The following is a 17,785-nucleotide window of genomic DNA, read 5'->3' as shown; positions in this document are numbered from 1 at the left end:
GGTGTCAACTTAAAGCGGCAATGCCTTAGCGCTTGTTGACGGCGTCCTTGAACGCCTTGCCAGCCGTGAACTTGACGGTCTTGGCTGCGGGAATCTTGATGGTTTCGCCCGTCTTCGGGTTGCGGCCCGTGCGCGCCGCGCGCTTGCCCGAGCCGAAGCTGCCGAAACCGATCAGCTGAACGGCGTCGCCCTTCGACACCGACTTCTTGATCACTTCGAGGAGCGTGTCCAGCGTCTCACCGGTTTGTGCCTTGCTAGCGCCCGTCTGTCCTGCGACGGCGTCGATCAGTTCCTGTTTATTCATTGAGAAGTTCCTTTCTGTGTTTAGGTTGACACGAACAGCGCGAACGCGCCGATTATACGGTCGCGTGCCGCGCCGTCGAGCAGCATCGGATCCGGGGCACCCCGGCGATTTTCGTTGCGGCGGCCAGCTTCGCCACGACGTCCGTGCTGCCGCTTCCCTGGGCGGCGCTTGCTATGATAGCGCAGCGCAAACCCAATAACGACAAGGGTTTCGAAGATTTAGAGGGGTTCGCGCGGGTTTTGCGCGCCGCTCGCGTGTTTCTGACGGGCGGCGCATGGCAAAAGCACGCCGCCGTCAGCAGATTTAACCTTCCCGGCGTTGCGCGGCGCCAACGCTTTGTGCCCGCAAACCCAGTGCCCACGGGGCTTTGCCGCCGCCGCTCGCGCTTCGAAACCCGCCGCTTCCAGCCAACGCGCCAGTCATGACTGCCACACTGATCCCCGCCACGCTCGCGTTCCGCGAAGACGGCACGCCGTATTCGCCGCGCTTTGACGATGTCTATCACAGCACTTTCGGCGCCTTTGAACAGGCCGAATACGTGTTTTTGCGCGGCAACAACCTGCCTGAACGCTGGCACAACCGGCGCATTTTCACCGTGCTCGAGACGGGTTTCGGCATGGGCGTGAACTTCCTCGCGACGTGGGCGGCGTGGCGCAATGCGTCCGCGCGTTGCGAGCGCCTGCACTTCGTCTCGGTGGAAAAGCATCCGTTTTCGCGTGACGATCTGCGCGCGGCGCTCGACGCGGTGGTTGCGCACACACCGCATGCGTCGGCCACAGCGGGCGCGTCAGGCACGTCGATCGCGCGTCTTGCGCACGAACTCGTCGACGCCTGGCCGATGCTCGTGCCCGGTACGCACCGGCTCGAGTTCGAAGGCGGACGCGTTACGCTCACGCTCGCTTTCGGCGACGCAATCGAGATGCTTCCCAAAATGTGGTTACGCGCCGATGCGATTTATCTCGATGGTTTCGCCCCGGCGAAGAATCCCGAGCTCTGGTCGCCGGCGATCTTCAAGGCGCTCGCGCGCGTCGCGGGCGAGGAGGCCACCTTCTCGACCTGGAGCAGCGCCGGAGACGTGAAGCGCGCGCTCGTGCAGAACGGCTTCGAATACCGCAAGACGGCCGGCTTCGGGGCGAAATGGACGATGCTGGCCGGCCGCTTTGCGCCGCGCTGGCGCGTGCGGCGTTACGAGCCGCCGCTGCCGCTCACGCTCGCTGAACGGCATGCGGTCGTGATCGGCGCGGGGCTCGCGGGTAGCGCGCTGGTCGAGCGGCTCGCGGCGCGCGGCTGGCGCGTCACGCTCGTCGAACGGCACGCGGCGCCCGCGCGCGAAGCCTCGGGCAATCCCGCGGGCGTGTTCCACCCGCTCGTCTCGCGCGACGACAGCAGCGCATCGCGCATCACGCGCGCGGGCTTTCTCTACGCGCTGCGGCGCTGGACCGCGCTCGATGCCGTGGCGCAAACATCCGCACATGGCGCAATCGAGGCGCCGGCGCGCACACACGCAGGACTCCTGCATCTTGCTACGGACGACGAATCGCAGGCCGTCGCTGCGGCGCTCGCATCATTTGGCTATCCCGAGGAATTCGTGCGCGGCGTCAACCGGGCAGAGGCCGAGTCGATTGCGGGGGTCGCGCTCGCGCAGGGCGGCTGGTTCTATCCGCGCGGTGGTGCGATCGATCCGGCCTCGCTGTGCCGCGCGCAGATTGCCGCGGCAAGGGCACTCCCGGATGCGCTAGTCGACGTGCGTTACGGCGTGCAAGTCGAGCGCATCGAGCGTGCCGGTGACACCTGGCAAGTCTTCGATGAAAGCAGCGCGCTCGTCGCCCAGGCGGGCGTGGTGATTTTCGCCAACGCGCACGACGCCGCACGGGCCGCCGCGCTCAACTTCGCCCCCACGCGCAGCGTGCGCGGTCAGCTCACGCTGCTGGACGAGAGCCCGCTCGCGTCCCTGCGCGTACCCGTGATCGGCGACGGCTACGCGGTGCCGCTGCCCGGCGGCGTGACGCTCGCGGGCGCCACCTACGAAGTCGACGACACCGATATCGCCCTGCGCGAAGCCGGACACGTGGAGAACCTCGAACGCGTCGCGCAGATGCTGCCGGGCCTGCAAGGCGCCGCCGCGGATGCAGCGGCCGGCGCACATCCGCGCGCCTGGCAAGGCCGCGTGGCCTTGCGCTGCGTCACGAGCGACCGTCTGCCCATGCTGGGCCAGCTCGGCGACGAGGCCGCGGCGCGGCGCGACGCACAACGGCTCTCCGGCGCCTGGCCGCTCGACTTGCCGCGCGCCCCGGGGCTCTATGGCGCGTTCGCCTTCGGCTCGCGCGGGCTCGTGTGGGCCGCGCTCGGCGCCGAGCTCATCGCCTCGCAGCTCGAAGGCGAGCCGTGGCCCATCGAGCGCGAGCTTGCCGAACAGGTCGATCCCGCGCGCTTCCTGCAACGCGCCTTGCGCCAGCGCAGTCTCTAGTCAGCCGCGCACGCGGCGCCCCACGCACGCAATGCGTGCACGCCATTTTCCATACGAATACCAGTACGGTTGTCCACGCAAACCTGTGGATAACCGCGCAGATTGTGGGTAAATCCGATGTGGACGCGATGTGGACGTAAACGGGGTAACTCGGCGCCCTGGTCGGGCGGCCCAAAAGTTACTCTCGGATGCCAGCCCGACTCTCACACGCTACGCATGCGGTTGTGCGAACGCCAAGCCGATGATTCACATAGGTATACAGGGGTTATCCACAGAAAAACCCCGCCTTTGTTAACTTCTACTACGTATACATACGGTAAACCGTAAACCCGAAGCTGGCGCCATCGTCATCGGCCATAAAGGCGCCCAAGGCGCGGCTGCGCCGCTCGAAGACCGTTCGCCACCGAACAGGCGCAACGGTCATTTTTTCCTTATTGTCGGAAAAGGTCGTCGAAAACGGACGCATTTACCGGCTTCGCCAACCTTTGCCGGCAGATCGGGACAACTGCAAAAAAGCTATGGCACAATCGCCGTTCTTTTCCGCGTCATGCGCCGCAACAGATGGCCGACGTGTCCAAGGAACGGATGCCGCTTGTCCTGAATCTCAGTGCTCAGGAGAGTCGGCAGCGTTCGTTCACCCAACGCGGGCGCTGACAAACCACAAGAAAGCGCCCGTACCGGCTGTTCGCCGCGCGAGCGGCACCGGTGCAGAGGTTTCCCGTTGTTGTCCGTCGTGGCTGGCCGCCGCCCGATCAGGTTGCGAGCCTGGGCGTCCCGTCTGTCAGCGCTTGCGGCGTCAAGAGCGCGGCATGGCGCACGGGGCTCGGCGCCCGACGCGATAACGCGGGCGCAACCGTGGCGCGAGGCGCCTCGCGCGGTTGCGTCGCTCGCGCTGCGCCGGTCCGGCACGCGGCTTGCCTGTGTGCCGGGCGCGAGATGTCAGGTGTTGTGATGTCGAGCCGGACAGCCGGACTGTCTTCTGTGTCGACCAGCGTTGTCGCTTTAGATGTCGGCCGGAGTGAGTGCTTCAGCACTGATTCCGGCCCCATGCAAAGCGCTTGCTCTGGTCCCATGCAGAGCTGTCGATCGGACCCGGGGCTTTGGCCCTGGACCACAGTAAGTGCTTCAGCACATGCTGCGTGTCCCTGCGAAGCGCCGGATCCAATCCCATGCAAGATGTTCTGCCAAGGAGAAGCCATTACGATGAAGTCGGCGTTTTCGTTCTTTCCGAGCTGGCCGTTGCAGCCAGACGGCATATTCTGGGCGGGGCTAGCGTTGCTCGCCGCCGGTCTCGTCGGCGAGCTGTGTTATCGCGCCTGGCGGCTGCCGCGTATTTCGGGCTACGCGATCATCGGGCTGATTGCCGGCTCGGCGGGCTTTGGCGTGATCGGCCTCGAAACGGCCGACGCCGCGCGGCCGCTGCTCGATGTCGCGCTCGGCCTGCTGCTGTTCGAGCTCGGCAGCCGGCTCGACTTGCGCTGGATTCGCCGCAACCCGTGGCTCATCCTCTCGAGCCTCGCGGAAGCCACGCTGACCTTCGTGCTCGTGCTCGTCGTGCTGCTGTTCCTCTCGGTGCCGGCGATGGTCGCCATCGTCGTGGCCTCGATCGCCATGGCGACTTCGCCGGCGATGGTGATCCAGCTCAAGACCGAGCTGCGCGCCGAAGGCCAGGTCACGCAGCGCCTGCTCACGCTCACGGCGCTCAACAGCATGTATGCGGTCGTGATCGAAAAGCTCGCGTCGGGATGGCTGCACCAGGAGATCTATGGCAACGTTTTCGCCACCATCCTGCAGCCGCTCTACCTGCTGGTCGGCTCGATCGTCGTCGCGTATATCCTCGCGCGCGCCTGCACCTTGTTCTACCGGCACCTGAGCCCGCAGGACGAGCATTCGTTCGTCGCGCTGTTCGGCCTCGTGCTGCTGGCGATCGCCGTGGCGCACCTGCTCAAGCTCTCGACCATCCTGAGCCTGCTGGCCGCGGGCATCATCGTGAAGAACCTCGAGGCGCGGCCGCAATTGTGGCCACAGCATTTCGGCACGGCCGGATGGCTGCTCACCGTGATCCTGTTCGTGCTCACGATGACCACCTTCGAATGGCACGACATTCTCGTCGGCGGCGTGGCGGCGGCGGGGCTCATCGTTGCGCGGTTCGTGGCGAAACTCGTCGGCGTGCTGATCTTCGCCAGGCCGAGCGGACTCGAATGGAAGCAGGGCATCGCGCTCGGGATTGCGCTCACGCCCATGTCCGCGCTGGCGCTCCTGCTCGTGGAGGACACCTACGATCTTTACCCGTCGTTCGATCCGCGCCTGCGCGCGATCATGATGTGCGCCATCGTCGTGCTTCAGCTCATCGGGCCGTGGCTCGTCTACCGCGCGCTTGCGCTCGTCGGCGAACGCGGCGAAAAGTGAATTCGGCGGCCTCGGCCGCCTGGTAACACCGCCCGCCGTCCGGCGCGCCGACACGACAATCGGCATCCCGGGCGGCGCGGCCGAAAGAGGGGATGTCATGTCACTGGAAACTTTTGTCGATTCGAAGCCGTTCACGTTCGGCGTCGAACTCGAAATGCAGGTCGTCAACACGCACGATTACGATCTGACCAAGGCCGGCAGCGACCTCATGCGCCTCATCAAGGATCAGGAGATCCCGGGCAATATCACGCCCGAGATCACCGAAAGCATGATCGAGCTCTCCACGGGCATCTGCACGCACCATGAGCAGGCCGTGGCCGATCTGCGCAAGATTCGCGACGTGCTGGTCGCCGCCGCCGACCGTCTGAACGTCGGCCTGTGCGGCGGCGGCACGCATGCGTTCCAGCAGTGGAGCGACCGGCGCATCGTCGATACGCCCCGCTTTCAGTACCTTTCGGAGCTGTACGGCTATCTCGCGAAGCAGTTCACGGTGTTCGGCCAGCACGTGCATATCGGCTGTCCAGACGCCGACAGCGCGCTGTTCCTGCTGCATTCGCTCTCGCGCTTCATTCCGCACTTCATTGCGCTGTCGGCATCGTCGCCGTACGTGCAGGGCGTCGACACCGGATTTCATTCGGCACGGCTGAATTCCGTGTTCGCGTTCCCGCTGTCGGGTCGCGCGCCGTTCGTGCTCAGCTGGGAGGAGTTCAAGGAGTACTTCTCGAAGATGGTGCATACGGGCGTTGTCAACAGCATGAAAGACTTCTACTGGGACATCCGCCCAAAGCCCGGCTTCGGCACGATCGAGGTGCGCGTCATGGATACGCCGCTCTCGGTCGAGCGCGCAGCGGCGATCGCCTGCTATATCCAGACGCTCGCGCGCCATTTGCTGATCGACCGGCCGATCCAGCCGCTCGAGGACGATTACCTCGTCTACACGTTCAACCGCTTCCAGGCATGCCGCTTTGGCCTCGCCGGCACCTGCGTCGATCCGCAGACGGGCGAGCGCCGCACGATTTCGGAAGACATTCTGGCTACGCTCGACAAGATCGCGCCGCACGGCGAGGCGCTCGGCTCCACGCGCGCGCTGGCTGAAATCGGCACGCTCGCGCGCGCCCAGACCAACGATGCGAGCTGGCTGCGCAGCGTGGTCGCCGAGGAAAAATCGCTGCACGAGGCGGTGCGGCAACAATGTTTGCGCTGGCGCGCCTGAGCGCGCAGGCTGGCCATCCGGCCAGGCCGGCGCGGGCCCGGCAGCGGGATGAGCCGGCCAGGTGTGCGATCCGGGCAACGTCGTAACGCCGGAAAGCACACGAAAAAGAGGGCAGCCCGCGGGCTGCCCTTGCATTTTCAGGGCTGTTCGCGGAACCTTGTGCTGGATGAAAAAAAGATTTTTTTGTCCCAGGCAAGATACCAGGGGGTTCTTATTTTTTTGATGTTCGCGTATACAGAGTCAATCGTTGCTGGCCTGACGGACCCCATCCTGTGGGTAACCGTCAAAATGCCTGAAAACTCAATGGCCTGCGTGCGTGGCTCACGGGTAGACTTCAGTTGCGCGGGCAGAAAAAATGAGGGATAACCAGGTAACGGTGGACGCCGGTATTGAGCATCATCAAGATTTAGTCCACATACCAATGGTGTACTTACCAACTGGTTATCCACAATTCGCATTGGATAAGTTAGCTGTGCGATTCGCCACTCTCGCATAGAATATCGGTTTGCTGAGCAGGCGCGAGGTTGGGAAGGAGACTTTGGGCCTGCAGGCGAGACGGAATGACTGTGCGCAGCGTGCGTTTCTTGCGCCGGCGAAGCAGGAATTTTTTGAGATGGTGCGGCCGATTTCCTGGAATCGGGCGCGAACTTTCCCACAAGGCCGTCGCCCGGTGCGGCGGCTGACGATGCAGCGCAAGCTGCCAATAACCAGCGAAAGACTATGAGCGAAGGCGTATACGGAGAGCAGGCAGCCGGGCGGGTGACCCATAGCCTGCTGCGACTTAGCACGGCAATGCGGAGCCAGGCGTGGGACTGGGCCGAAGGGGCAGGACTCACGCCGACCCAGGGCGAAATTCTCGTGCTGCTGATGCAGCGCAAGGGGCCGATGCGCCTCGGCGAGATCGCCCGCGAGACGGCGCTGACTGCCGCCACGACCAGCGATGCGGTGAGCACGCTCGAAACCAAGGGTCTCGTCGAAAAGCGCCGTGCGCTCGACGACGGCCGCGCGCTCGCGGTGCGCCTCACCGCGCGTGGCCGTACGGCCGCGAAGAAGGCCGCGCAATGGCCTGACTTCCTCTCGAAGGCCGTCGGCACGCTGCGTGCCGACGAGCAGTCGGCGGTCTACCGCACGCTGCTCAAGACGGTCTACGTGCTGGAGTCGCAGGAAGCCATGCCGCAGCATCGCATGTGCCTCACCTGCTCGCACTTCGAGCCGAGCAAGAACCCGAAGAAGACGCCGCATCGTTGCGGGCTGCTCAAGATCGACATGTCCGACACCGACCTGCGTCTCGATTGCTCGGTGTACGAACAGGCCGACGCGACGACGCAGAAGAAGAACTGGAAGATCTTCGCGGCGTAATGCTCAGGCGGGCCCGGCGGCTGTTCGCGGCTGCGTGGTCCGCTCGCCCGAAGGATCCGGTTCTCGTCCGGTTTGGTCGTGCGCGCGGCGCGTTTGCGCCGGCGTGCTTATCGTTGCACGCACGTGCGTGCTCCAGCGTGTGCTTTTCGTGTGAGTCCGGCATGCATCCCGCATGCGGTTTGCGCGAGGCGTTGCATTGTGTAGCTGACCCAGGGATTTGCCGATGAATCGCGAAGTATTGGCCATTCGCCACGTATATTTCGAGGACCTCGGCAGCTTCGAGCGCGTGCTCGGCGAGCGCGGGCGTCCGGTGCGCTATGTCGATGTCGGCTTTGCGCGCGTCGGCGCGCTCAATCCCGTTTCCGCTTCGTTGATGGTGATCCTCGGCGGTCCCATCAACGCCTGCGACGACGCACGCTATCCCACCCTTGCGCCCATCGCCGCGCTGATCGAAAAGCGCATCGCCGCCGGTCTGCCCACGCTCGGCATCTGTCTCGGGGCCCAGCTCATCGCGCGGGTGCTCGGTGCGCGTGTCTATGCCGCCGGGCATCAGGAAATCGGCTGGACGCCGCTCACGCTGACCGATGCGGGCCACGCGTCGCCGCTGCGGCACGTCGATGGCGCAGCCACCTCGATGCTGCACTGGCATGGCGACACGTTCGATCTGCCGCAGGGCGCGACACGTCTCGCATCCACGCCGCTGTGTGAAAACCAGGCGTTCTCGTGGGGCTCGCATGTGCTCGGGCTGCAATGCCATCCCGAAGTGCGCGCCGACCGCTTCGAGCCCTGGCTGATCGGCCATGCCGCCGAGATCGACGCGGCGGGCATCGACGTCAACGCACTGCGTGCGCAGACTGCCCAGCACGGTCCGCGTCTCGAAGCGCAGGCGAGCCGCATGTTCGGCGAATGGCTCGACGCCGTCGACAACGCAAATACCAGCGTACCCGCGAAGTCGCCCTGAGGCTTCGGCCTCTCCTTCTGCTTTTCCCGCGCGCGCACGCTGGGTGCTGCGCGTCGTGCCCAGGGCGTGTTTTGGGTTCGCGTTGCATCGACTTTGCGGCCGTTCCACACCTGCCTCGCGCCTGTGAGCGTTGCCAGCAGCTGTCAAAGGCGCGTGCTATTCTCGAACGCTCCCACCACCGTTCGCACTCCTCCCATGAGCACGCTCTTCACTCCGCTCGAGCTGCGTGGCGTGACGCTCGCCAATCGCATTGTCGTGTCGCCGATGTGCCAATACTCGGCGGTGCGAGGCGAGGCCACCGACTGGCACATGATCCACCTCGGCCATCTCGCGCTTTCGGGCGCGGCGATGCTGTGTATCGAGGCCACGGCCGTCGAGCCGGACGGCCGCATCACGCCCGGCGATCTCGGCCTTTGGGACGACGTGACCGAAGCCGCACTCGAACCGGTGATCGCCGCCATTCGGCGCTATTCGCCGATTCGCATCGCCATGCAGATCTCGCACGCGGGACGCAAGGCGTCGAGCCACGTGCCCTGGGAGGGCGGCCAGCTGATTTCCGTGGCCGATGGCGGCTGGTTGCCGCACGCGCCCTCCGCGCTGCCGCACAAGGCCGATGAAACGCCGCCGCTCGCGCTCGATACGGCCGGCCTGAACCGCGTGCGCAATGCGTTTGCAGCGACGGCGCGACGGGCCGCGCGGCTGGGCATCGATGCGCTCGAAGTCCACGCGGCGCATGGCTATCTGCTGCATCAATTTCTCTCGCCGATCGCCAACCAGCGCACCGACGAATATGGCGGCTCGCTCGAAAACCGCATGCGCTTTCCGCTCGAAGTATTCGACGCGATGCGCGCGGAATTTCCGGACGATCGTCCGGTTGGCGTGCGGGTATCGGCAACCGATTGGGTCGAAGGCGGCTGGACGCCCGAAGACACGGTCGTGTTCGCTCAGGCGCTCAAGGCGCGCGGAGCAGACTGGGTCGACGTGTCGTCGGGCGGTGTTTCGCCATTGCAGAAGATTCCACTCGAGCCCGGTTATCAGGTGCCGTTCGCGCGCAAGGTGAAGCAGGAGACCGGCGTGAATACGGTCGCGGTGGGGCTCATCACCGATCCACTGCAGGCCAATCAAATCCTCGAAGACGGTGAGGCCGACATGATCGCGATGGCGCGCGCGATGCTCTACGATCCGCGTTGGCCATGGCATGCCGCCGCGCAACTCGGCGCGAGCGTGAACGCGCCGCCGCAGTACTGGCGCTCGCAGCCTCGCGAGCACAAGACGCTCTTCGGCGAGACGACGCTCGGCCAGCGCTGAACGCGTAGCGCCCGCGAATGGCGCGCGAGTTGAAGGGAAGAGGGGCTAACGTGTACGATGCCGGTTGCGGTGCGCGTCTCGATTGAACGCGTGCTCATGAGCGCGGCGCCGACAAGGCGCCGCGTTTGCATCGAAAGCTGACTTCACAAGGATTCATTCAATGAGTGTACGCAGGATCGTCGTGCGCCAGTCGGGCGTACACGGCAAGGGCGTATTTGCGGCCGGGGCGATCGAGGCTGGCGAACGCCTGATCGAATACAAGGGCGAACGCATCTCGTGGAAGGAAGCATTGCGGCGTCATCCGCATAATCCCGACGAACCGAATCACACCTTCTATTTCGCACTCGACGACGGCGACGTGATCGACGGCAAGGTGAACGGCAACAGCGCGCGCTGGATCAATCATTCGTGCGCGCCGAATTGCGAAGCCGAAGAGATCGACGGTCATGTGTACATTCACGCGCTGCGCGATATCGCCGAGGGCGAGGAGCTCTTTTACGACTACGGCCTCGTGATCGACGCGAAGCAGACCAAGAAGCTCAAGCGCGAATACGAATGCCGCTGCGGCGCGCGCAAGTGCCGCGGCACGATGCTCGCCCCGCCCGAGGAGGGCAAGGGCGGCAAGGCGAAGAAGGCCAAGAAAAAGAAGTAAGCATGGCGGCTGGCTGGGTCGTGCATGCGTGTTGTCATGTACCGCTGAAATGAATATGGGCCGCAAAGATGCGGCCCATATTTTTTCTGGATGCTGGACGCGAAGCGAATCGCGCCGCGTCAGTTATCGACAGGCGCCTGGTGCGTCGGTTTTTTCGCGGGCCACTGCGTCGACTGTCCAGATTGTGCGTCGGGACCCGCTTGACGATCGTCGGCGTGCGGCGCACTCATGCCCAGCGCGTGATCGCCCGCTACCGTGTCCTTCGTGCGTTTCATCTGCTTGCCGTCTTTCGCATCGAGTGCGGGATGGTTCGTGAGCGGCACGCGCACGATGAAACGCGCACCGCCTTCCGGCGCGTCTTCGTAGTGCACGCTGCCACGATGCAGCGTCATGATGTCGTGCACGATCGCGAGGCCGAGGCCCGCGCCGCTGTCCACGCCGCTCTCGGTCTGGCCGTCGCCGCGGAAGAAGCGCTTGAAGAGATCGGCCTGCTGCGCTTGCGGCACGCCGCGGCCGTTGTCCTCGACGACGATCTCCGCCATCGGCACGCCATCGGTGAGCGTCTCGGTCACGGTGACGGTGATGCGCCCACCCTCGACGCGCGCGGGCGGCAAATACTTCAGCGCGTTGTCGAGCAGATTGGCGATGACTTCGCGCAGCAGCACGGGGTTGCCGCGCACCATCAGTGGCGTGTCGTTTTCGGGGTCGTCGAGGCGCTGGAAGCCGAGGTCGACGTGGCTCGCGAGCGCGCGCGGCACCCACTCGGCGCCGGTCTCGAATGCCAGCGCGGCCATGTCGATGTCGACGAAGCGCGCCGCCTGCTCGCCCGGCTCGGCGCGCGCGAGCGAGAGCAGCTGATTCGACAGACGCACCGCGCGGTCTGCGGCGGCGCGCAGCTCGCGCACGGCGTCGCTGACCTTCTGCGGCTCGCGTGCGTTCACGGCTTGCTCGGCATGCAGCTTCACGGCCGTGAGCGGCGTGCGCAACTGATGCGCGGCGTCGGCGATGAATTTGCGCTGAGCGTCGAGCGCGGTCTTCAGACGTCCAAGCAGCGCGTTGAGCGCACCGGTGAGCGGACGGATCTCGACCGGCACGAAGGTCTCGTCGACGGGTTCGAGCGAGGTGTGCGTCTGGCGATTGAGCGAGTCGGCGAGATCGGTGAGCGGGTTGAGCTGCTGGTTCACCACCCGCCAGACGATCGCCCAGCCGGCGAGCAGGAGCAGCAAGAGCGGCATCATGATCGCCACGAGGAATTCGGCGGCGATGCGCGCGCGGTGATGCACAGGCTGGCCCACTTCCACGACGATGGGATTGCCTGTGGCCTGCGGCACGCGCACCTGCGCGACACGCACGCTCACCCCCTTGTAGACGGTCTCGAACACGAACGCATAGTGCATGCGGCGCACGTTGGTGCCTTGCAGCGGCAGGTCGTGGTCGCCGGCGATTTCGGTTTCGCCGTTGCTGATGCGGTAGACGAGGTGCTCGACGGGGTCGGAGAACATCGCCTGGGCGAGCGGTGGCACGGTGATGGGCGCTTCGGGACCGGCGATCTGGATCTGTTTGGAAATGGCGGTGGCGAGGTCGGCGAGCGAGCGGTCGACCACGTGCTGCGTGTATTGCCACGCGAGCCAATAGGCAATCAGGCCGCTCATCAGCGCGAGCAGCGAAAGGGGAGCGGCGAGGCGCCGCAATAGCGTGCGCCGCAGGCTCGTTGCGGCCGGTAGGGACATGGTCGGTTCGGGCGATGTTGGGGTCACGGGCACGGCGCAGCATCTTCGGGGCTGCGTGCCGCGCGGGCTCGGACCCATTTTACGCGGGTGGACGGGCGCGCGGCAGACCGGCGCTGGCCTGGGCGTCGCCGTGGCGCTCTGGGTGTGTTCCGGGTGGATGGCTGTTTGCGTGGCCGTTTGCACGGCTGAGCGACGCTCAGGAGCGCAGAGAGGCTGCATGGCGGGCGCCACGGGCTTCAGCCCGGCACGTGGCCAGGCTGGCAGCTCGAACGGGGCGTGCAGGAGCGCATGCGGACATGCGCTCCTGATCTGGCGCCTGACGGCGCGCGAGGGGGCTGATGCGGCCAAGCGGCCTTGACGGGCCCTGAGGGACCCTCAGGGGCCTTAAGCGGCCTGGCGGATTTCCTGCAACAGATAGCCGAAGCCACGCACCGTGACGATCTCGACACGGCAGTTCTCGAGCTTCTTGCGCACGCGGTGCACGTAGACTTCGATCGCGGTGTCGCCGAGATCGCCGCCGAAGTGCGTGAGGTGGTCCTGCAGTTGCGCCTTGCTCACGACGCGGCCATGACGCAGCAGCAGCATTTCGAGCACGGCGAACTCGCGCGGCGAAAGCTCGAGCGGCTTGTCGTCGTTGAAGATGCGGCGGTCGACGCCCGACAGGCGTACGCCGCCGAGCGAGACTTCGGGACGCGGCACGTCGCCGTGCGGGCCGCTGCGGCGCATCACGGCGCGAATACGCGCTTCGAGCTCGGCCGGTTCGAACGGCTTGAGCATGTAGTCGTCGGCGCCCGAGTTGAGGCCCTGGACGCGGTCGTTCAGTTCGTCGCGTGCGGTCAGCACGATGACGGGCGTGTGCCGGTTGCTCTGACGAAAGCGCGAGAGCAACGTCATGCCGTCGATGCCGGGCAGGCCGAGGTCGAGAATCACGAGCTCATGCCGGTTCTGTGTCAGTGCCTGTTCGGCGAAGATGCCGTCGTGGACCATGTCGACCGTAAAGCCGGCTTGTTCGAGGCTGGACTGGATGCCGCGTGCGATGGGGCGGTCGTCTTCGATCAGAAGGAGTCGCATGGGATTCGCTCAAGTACAAATGGGTTTAGCAGTCAGGCATGCGCGATCAACTTCTGGCGCAACCGCTCGCCCTCGAGTGGCGATGAACTTGCGTTGTGCCAGGAGGCGCGCTCCAGGCCCTATGCGCTGCTGATTGTACAGCGTCAGAACGTCTTCTCACCGGAACGGTTGGACCCCATTGCAAAGGCTGCCTGGGAGTCTTACGTATCCTTCAAGAATGGCCTTCAAAGCTGAAGGTTTGGACGCCTGATACCCTGCATTATGCTTTCATTGCGGCGCGTTTGCGTGCTGTGCGTCGTGCGGGCTTCTACCTGGCGCACGATGCACGACGCACGCAAACCGCTTGCACGTCTTCTATTCAGGCCGAGGCCGTGAGCGGGCCGGGCGCGATCGAGTCGATGAAGCGCGCGAGTTCGACGTCGCGCGCCGTGAGGCCGTCGGCCTCATGGGTCGAAAGGGTGATTTCCACGCGGTTGTAGACGTTGAACCATTCGGGGTGGTGGTTCATTTCCTGCGCCTTGATTGCCACGCGCGTCATGAAGCCGAAGGCTTCGTTGAAGTCGGCGAAACGGAAATGGCGCTGGATGGCGTCGCGGCCCGCGACGGCGTGCCAGCCGCGCAGTTCGGCGAGCTGCGTGGCGCGCTCTTCGGATGTGAGTCGGTTGATCATCGTGGCACCTGTATGCGTTACGTCTGTTCCGGGCCCGGCAAACGCGCCAGGCCGATGGGCCATTTTTTCACGGAAGTGCGACACGCGCGAGCGCACTCGACGGCGCTGCGGCAATTCGTGGCCGGCGGTCGGTCAGGTCGTTGGCTTGGAGCGTGCATGGCGTACGGGAGGCGCCGCTGGCCATGCTGAGGCTCGCGGCGCCTGCCGCTCAGACGTCGCCGCCTTCGAGCCAGCCTTCACCCGTGCCGCGGGTGTACACCGTGTCGCCATGCAGTACGTCGCCGGCGGTGTAGGGCTCCACGGCGATGAGCGGCGCGGGATCGGCGAGATGCGCGGCCATGCCGGCGCCAAGCGCGTCGAACAACTGCGCGAACGAGTCGATCACGAAGTAGGTCTTCTGGAACGTGTCGATCCGGTAACGCGTGCGCAGCACGCGCTCGAGGTCGAAGGCGAGCCGGTTGGGCGAGTCGCTCTCCACGCTGTAGAGCGACTCGCCCTTGCTCGACACGATGCCCGCGCCATAGATCTTCACGCCGTGTGTCGCGCGTGTTTCACCGCTTGCGTCGCCGCTTGTGTCACGCATCAGACCGAATTCCACCGTGTACCAGTAGAGGCGCGCGAGCAGCGGCAGCGCGCGCTCGTCCACGGCAAGCGCGGCACGACCGTAGGCGTGGATCGCGTCGGCGAACACGGGGTCGGTGAGGAGCGGCACGTGGCCGAACAGGTCGTGAAAGCAGTCCGGCTCCTGCAGGTAATCGAGCTGATCGGGACGGCGCATCCACCACGTCACCGGAAAGCGGCGGTGGGCCAGGTGCTCGAAGAAGATGCGATCGGGCACGAGCCCCGGCACCGCCACGATGCGCCAGCCCGTGGCGGCCATCAGGCGCTCGCTCACGGCCTCGAAGTCGGGCACGTGCGCGACGTTCAGCCCGATCCGCTGCGCCCCTTCGATGAACGCCTCGCACGCGCGGCCTTCGAGCAGCGCCATCTGCCGCCGGTAGAGCTGGTCCCAGACCGCGTGATCGACCGCGCCGTAGCGTTCGAGCGGCTGGTCGATGGTGAAGTCAGGGCGGGTTTCCAGGCCCGCATCGAACTGCTCCTGCAGTTTCGCGGTGGCGGCGATGGCCATGTTCGTAACGCTCCAATAAAAGCACTTGCTGATACGCAAGTCTAGAGCGGTTCGGGCGCAGGGTGCGCGCATTCTGGGTGGCTATTCGTTTGTGTATGCAATAATCGAGCATCAACAAGCCAATCAATGCAGGATTTTTTCATGCTCGAACTCGATCATTTCGATCTCGCGCTGCTCGACGTTTTGCAGCGCTTCGGCCGCGCCACGCATCAGCAACTCGGCGAGCAGGTGCCGCTCTCGCCCTCGCAGATCGGCAGGCGGTTGCAGCGGCTGGAGGCTTCGGGCGTGATCGACGGCTATCGCGTCGTGCTGCGGCCCGAAAAGCTCGGCCTTGGCGTGACCGCGTTCACGAGCCTGAAATTGAAGCACCACGGGGATTCGATCATCGAGCAATTCCAGCAGCAGATCGACGTGCTGCCGGAAGTGCTCGAATGCCACGCCGTGGTGGGCGACGCCGACTATCTGCTGCGCATCGTGGCGCCGGATCTGAACGCGCTGTCGTCGTTCGTGATGAAGAAGCTGATGCGGGTGCCCGGCGTGGACAGCGTGCGCTCGAACATCGTGCTCACGACCTTCAAGCGCAACGGCCCGCTGCCGCTCCGGCATCTGGAGCCCGGTGCGGCGGCGCCTTGATGCAGGCGCCGCGCGCCATGCGCCGCCGGGTGGCGCTGGGTGGCGCCGGGTCCCGTGAACGGGCCCGGGTCACCGTGGGGGGCTCATCGGATACTCAGGCCGCGGCGGCCGGCGTGTTGAGCAGATCGACGTAGGCCACGGCCACCAGATCGCTTTCATCCACGCCGAGCTGCCGGAACATGGCGTGCGCTTCGGCTTCGCCACCTTGCTCGTCGTCCTCGGGCCCGAGCACCACTTCGAGCTCGACGAAGTCGCCCAGCCCGTCCACGCGATCCAGATGGATGCGCGTGCGCCCGGCCAGATACACGTGGCGCTCCTTCGAGACGATGCCGCGCGTCGTGAGCGCCGTGGCGAGCAGCGAATGCATCGCCTCGGCATTGGTGACGGGGCTGCGCGTGTAGTAGGAGGCCTTCGGGCCGTCGCGGTCGTCGCGCTGGTAGAAGATCAGCTCGGGAGGCGTGCCGTCGTCGAACTGGCGCAGCTTCAGGCGCCCGCGCGGCACGTCGTAGAAGAAGTCCTGCTGGCGAAAGATCAGCGGCGCATCGGATGCGAGCTGGGCGGCGCGCTCGCGCAGGGCGTCGAAATGACGGGCGCGGGCTTTGATTTCGATGTTGCGGGCCATGCAAGGCTCCTGTGGAACGGGGGAACGAAGGGCGGGGCGCGGAACGCTCCGCGCCTCGACGTCTTGCGAGTCAGGCGTGTGAAAAACGCGGAGCGAATAGCGAATCTAGCAAAACTTGTGTGACCGCGCTGTTACACCGACGAACAGCGCACGTCGCGATAGATCAGACAAAAATTGCGCCATGAGCCGCGCGTTCATGAGCGCGGCTCATATCGCCCACTGCGTCTCGATGACCTTGAGCGCAGCCGCGATGGTGGGCTCGTCGCGCCGCGCGGCCAGCGTGATGAAGGTGAGCTCGGTGGGCACTGTCACGCCTTCGACGATGGTCAGTGCATGCGCATGCGCCTCGGCGAGCGCGGTCGCGTCGCGCGCGAGCGAGAGACCCACGCCCGATTTCACGAGGTCGATCATCGAGGGTTCCTGGTCCACCTCGGCGACTTTCACGGGCTTCGCGTGCGCGGCTTCGAAGCGCACCGAGAGCAGCCGGTTGTGCGCCGATGCGGGTGGCGTCCAGATCCAGGGCAGGGCCGCGAGTGCGCGCCAGTCGTGCGCACCCTTGACGCGGTCCTTCCAGCCGGCGGGCGCGAGCACGCGGTATTGAAATCGCGTGAGCGTGATCGTATGGAAGATCTCGGGGTCGGGGCTGGGCTGGCCGATGTAGTAGCCCACGTCCAGCTCGCGCGCGCGCACCTGGTCGAGCACCCAGCCCGACATACCGTGACGCAGCGCCGTCTCGATCTGCGGCCAGGTTTCCACGAGCTGATGCAGGAAGCCGCCGAGCCGCAGGAACGTGGGGTCGAGAATGGTGCCGATGCGCAGCCGCCCGCGCACCTCGTGGCGCAGCGCGGCGGCGGCGCGTTGCACGTCGCCGGCGGCGGTGAGCGCGCGCTCGGCGTGCGGCAGCAGCGCCTGTCCGTCGCGTGTGAGCACGAGGCCATGCGAGGTGCGGGTGAACAGCGTGACGCCCAGCGTCTCGTGCAGGTGCTTGATCTGCAGGCTCACGGCCGGCTGAGTCAGATGCAGGTGCGTTGCCGCGCGCGTGAGATTGCCCTCGCGCGCGACCGTCACGAACGCGCGTAACAAGGTCAGGTCCATGCGCTGATATTAACGCGCCTTATATCTCAGTTGAGGATTAATCATTGGATCGCCGATGCCCCGCGCGATTACGCTAATTGGAATCCATCGAGCGTTCGTTGCCCGTCGTTGGGCATGGCAATACGCAAACAAGCATAAGCGCGCGGCATAAGCCGCCATGGC

The 17,785-nt window shown here is 65.5% G+C and carries 15 protein-coding genes and 1 pseudogene; 9 read left to right on the top strand and 7 right to left on the bottom strand.

What is annotated here, in order from left to right; translation table 11 throughout:
* Window positions 1-25: 25 nt before the first annotated feature.
* A complete protein-coding gene (locus BO1_RS26100; protein ID WP_006050811.1) occupies window positions 26-304 on the bottom strand; it encodes an HU family DNA-binding protein in 279 nt (92 codons plus the stop codon).
* A gap of 421 nt (window positions 305-725) precedes the next feature.
* On the opposite strand from BO1_RS26100, the gene mnmC reads away from it, so the two are divergent.
* From mnmC to BO1_RS26055, 7 genes are all read left to right on the top strand, one after another.
* The gene (gene mnmC / locus BO1_RS26095) at window positions 726-2,771 is read left to right on the top strand and encodes a bifunctional tRNA (5-methylaminomethyl-2-thiouridine)(34)-methyltransferase MnmD/FAD-dependent 5-carboxymethylaminomethyl-2-thiouridine(34) oxidoreductase MnmC (protein WP_028220071.1); all 2,046 of its coding nucleotides are present in this window, start codon (window positions 726-728) and stop codon (window positions 2,769-2,771) included.
* Window positions 2,772-3,974: 1,203 nt separating this feature from the next.
* A complete protein-coding gene (locus BO1_RS26085; RefSeq protein ID WP_028220070.1) occupies window positions 3,975-5,180 on the top strand; it encodes a cation:proton antiporter in 1,206 nt (401 codons plus the stop codon).
* A 97-nt stretch (window positions 5,181-5,277) separates the two neighbouring features.
* A complete protein-coding gene (locus BO1_RS26080) occupies window positions 5,278-6,393 on the top strand; it encodes a YbdK family carboxylate-amine ligase (RefSeq protein WP_028220069.1) in 1,116 nt (371 codons plus the stop codon).
* Between the two features lie 720 nt (window positions 6,394-7,113).
* Window positions 7,114-7,752: a MarR family winged helix-turn-helix transcriptional regulator gene (locus BO1_RS26075; RefSeq protein ID WP_028220068.1), complete on the top strand. Its 639-nt coding sequence runs from the start codon at window positions 7,114-7,116 to the stop codon at window positions 7,750-7,752.
* Between the two features lie 223 nt (window positions 7,753-7,975).
* A complete protein-coding gene (locus tag BO1_RS26070) occupies window positions 7,976-8,713 on the top strand; it encodes a glutamine amidotransferase (protein WP_028220067.1) in 738 nt (245 codons plus the stop codon).
* A 195-nt stretch (window positions 8,714-8,908) separates the two neighbouring features.
* On the top strand, window positions 8,909-10,021 hold the full coding sequence (locus BO1_RS26065; RefSeq protein ID WP_028220066.1) for an NADH:flavin oxidoreductase/NADH oxidase: 1,113 nt from the start codon (window positions 8,909-8,911) through the stop codon (window positions 10,019-10,021).
* Window positions 10,022-10,181: 160 nt separating this feature from the next.
* A complete protein-coding gene (locus BO1_RS26055; protein ID WP_028220065.1) occupies window positions 10,182-10,673 on the top strand; it encodes an SET domain-containing protein in 492 nt (163 codons plus the stop codon).
* 313 nt (window positions 10,674-10,986) lie between these two features.
* Here BO1_RS26055 and BO1_RS52785 read toward each other — a convergent pair.
* Together BO1_RS52785 and BO1_RS26045 are read right to left on the bottom strand one after the other, a co-directional pair.
* Window positions 10,987-12,403 (bottom strand): annotated as a pseudogene (locus tag BO1_RS52785) (sensor histidine kinase); the annotation flags it as partial.
* A gap of 384 nt (window positions 12,404-12,787) precedes the next feature.
* Window positions 12,788-13,474, bottom strand: a complete 687-nt coding sequence (locus tag BO1_RS26045) for a response regulator transcription factor (protein WP_027815974.1) — start codon at window positions 13,472-13,474, stop codon at window positions 12,788-12,790.
* A 3-nt stretch (window positions 13,475-13,477) separates the two neighbouring features.
* On the opposite strand from BO1_RS26045, the gene BO1_RS57935 reads away from it, so the two are divergent.
* The gene (locus BO1_RS57935; protein WP_084688197.1) at window positions 13,478-13,708 is read left to right on the top strand and encodes a DUF3717 domain-containing protein; all 231 of its coding nucleotides are present in this window, start codon (window positions 13,478-13,480) and stop codon (window positions 13,706-13,708) included.
* Between the two features lie 124 nt (window positions 13,709-13,832).
* Here the strand turns inward: BO1_RS57935 and BO1_RS26040 are convergent, their stop codons facing one another.
* Both BO1_RS26040 and phhA read right to left on the bottom strand, forming a co-directional pair.
* Window positions 13,833-14,207 carry a 4a-hydroxytetrahydrobiopterin dehydratase gene (locus tag BO1_RS26040; protein WP_281179201.1) on the bottom strand — a complete coding sequence of 125 codons (375 nt, stop codon included), beginning with the start codon at window positions 14,205-14,207 and terminating at the stop codon, window positions 13,833-13,835.
* A 145-nt stretch (window positions 14,208-14,352) separates the two neighbouring features.
* The gene (gene phhA / locus BO1_RS26035; protein WP_028220063.1) at window positions 14,353-15,273 is read right to left on the bottom strand and encodes a phenylalanine 4-monooxygenase; all 921 of its coding nucleotides are present in this window, start codon (window positions 15,271-15,273) and stop codon (window positions 14,353-14,355) included.
* A gap of 141 nt (window positions 15,274-15,414) precedes the next feature.
* Here phhA and BO1_RS26030 point away from each other — a divergent pair, with 141 nt between their 5' ends.
* On the top strand, window positions 15,415-15,906 hold the full coding sequence (locus BO1_RS26030; RefSeq protein ID WP_028220062.1) for an Lrp/AsnC family transcriptional regulator: 492 nt from the start codon (window positions 15,415-15,417) through the stop codon (window positions 15,904-15,906).
* A gap of 94 nt (window positions 15,907-16,000) precedes the next feature.
* Here BO1_RS26030 and BO1_RS26025 read toward each other — a convergent pair whose 3' ends face one another.
* Window positions 16,001-16,528: a class IV adenylate cyclase gene (locus BO1_RS26025; protein ID WP_028220061.1), complete on the bottom strand. Its 528-nt coding sequence runs from the start codon at window positions 16,526-16,528 to the stop codon at window positions 16,001-16,003.
* A gap of 207 nt (window positions 16,529-16,735) precedes the next feature.
* Window positions 16,736-17,623: a LysR family transcriptional regulator gene (locus BO1_RS26020; protein WP_028220060.1), complete on the bottom strand. Its 888-nt coding sequence runs from the start codon at window positions 17,621-17,623 to the stop codon at window positions 16,736-16,738.
* Window positions 17,624-17,785: the final 162 nt, after the last annotated feature.

This window comes from Paraburkholderia oxyphila NBRC 105797 (genome assembly GCF_000685075.1).
GTDB classification, from domain to species: Bacteria; Pseudomonadota; Gammaproteobacteria; order Burkholderiales; family Burkholderiaceae; genus Paraburkholderia; species Paraburkholderia oxyphila.
This window is presented reverse-complemented; position numbering and strand designations above follow the sequence as displayed.

Bases quoted from the DNA above. Each gene is read 5' to 3' on its own strand.
- mnmC (WP_028220071.1), top strand. From the start codon at position 726: ATGACTGCCACACTGATCCCCGCCACGCTCGCGTTCCGCGAAGACGGC.
- BO1_RS26045 (WP_027815974.1), bottom strand. From the start codon at position 13,474: ATGCGACTCCTTCTGATCGAAGACGACCGCCCCATCGCACGCGGCATC.
- BO1_RS26065 (WP_028220066.1), top strand. From the start codon at position 8,909: ATGAGCACGCTCTTCACTCCGCTCGAGCTGCGTGGCGTGACGCTCGCC.
- BO1_RS26100 (WP_006050811.1), bottom strand. From the start codon at position 304: ATGAATAAACAGGAACTGATCGACGCCGTCGCAGGACAGACGGGCGCT.
- BO1_RS26075 (WP_028220068.1), top strand. From the start codon at position 7,114: ATGAGCGAAGGCGTATACGGAGAGCAGGCAGCCGGGCGGGTGACCCAT.
- phhA (WP_028220063.1), bottom strand. From the start codon at position 15,273: ATGGCCATCGCCGCCACCGCGAAACTGCAGGAGCAGTTCGATGCGGGC.
- BO1_RS26025 (WP_028220061.1), bottom strand. From the start codon at position 16,528: ATGGCCCGCAACATCGAAATCAAAGCCCGCGCCCGTCATTTCGACGCC.
- BO1_RS26040 (WP_281179201.1), bottom strand. From the start codon at position 14,207: ATGGCCCATCGGCCTGGCGCGTTTGCCGGGCCCGGAACAGACGTAACG.
- BO1_RS26085 (WP_028220070.1), top strand. From the start codon at position 3,975: ATGAAGTCGGCGTTTTCGTTCTTTCCGAGCTGGCCGTTGCAGCCAGAC.
- BO1_RS26080 (WP_028220069.1), top strand. From the start codon at position 5,278: ATGTCACTGGAAACTTTTGTCGATTCGAAGCCGTTCACGTTCGGCGTC.
- BO1_RS26070 (WP_028220067.1), top strand. From the start codon at position 7,976: ATGAATCGCGAAGTATTGGCCATTCGCCACGTATATTTCGAGGACCTC.
- BO1_RS26055 (WP_028220065.1), top strand. From the start codon at position 10,182: ATGAGTGTACGCAGGATCGTCGTGCGCCAGTCGGGCGTACACGGCAAG.
- BO1_RS26030 (WP_028220062.1), top strand. From the start codon at position 15,415: ATGCTCGAACTCGATCATTTCGATCTCGCGCTGCTCGACGTTTTGCAG.
- BO1_RS26020 (WP_028220060.1), bottom strand. From the start codon at position 17,623: ATGGACCTGACCTTGTTACGCGCGTTCGTGACGGTCGCGCGCGAGGGC.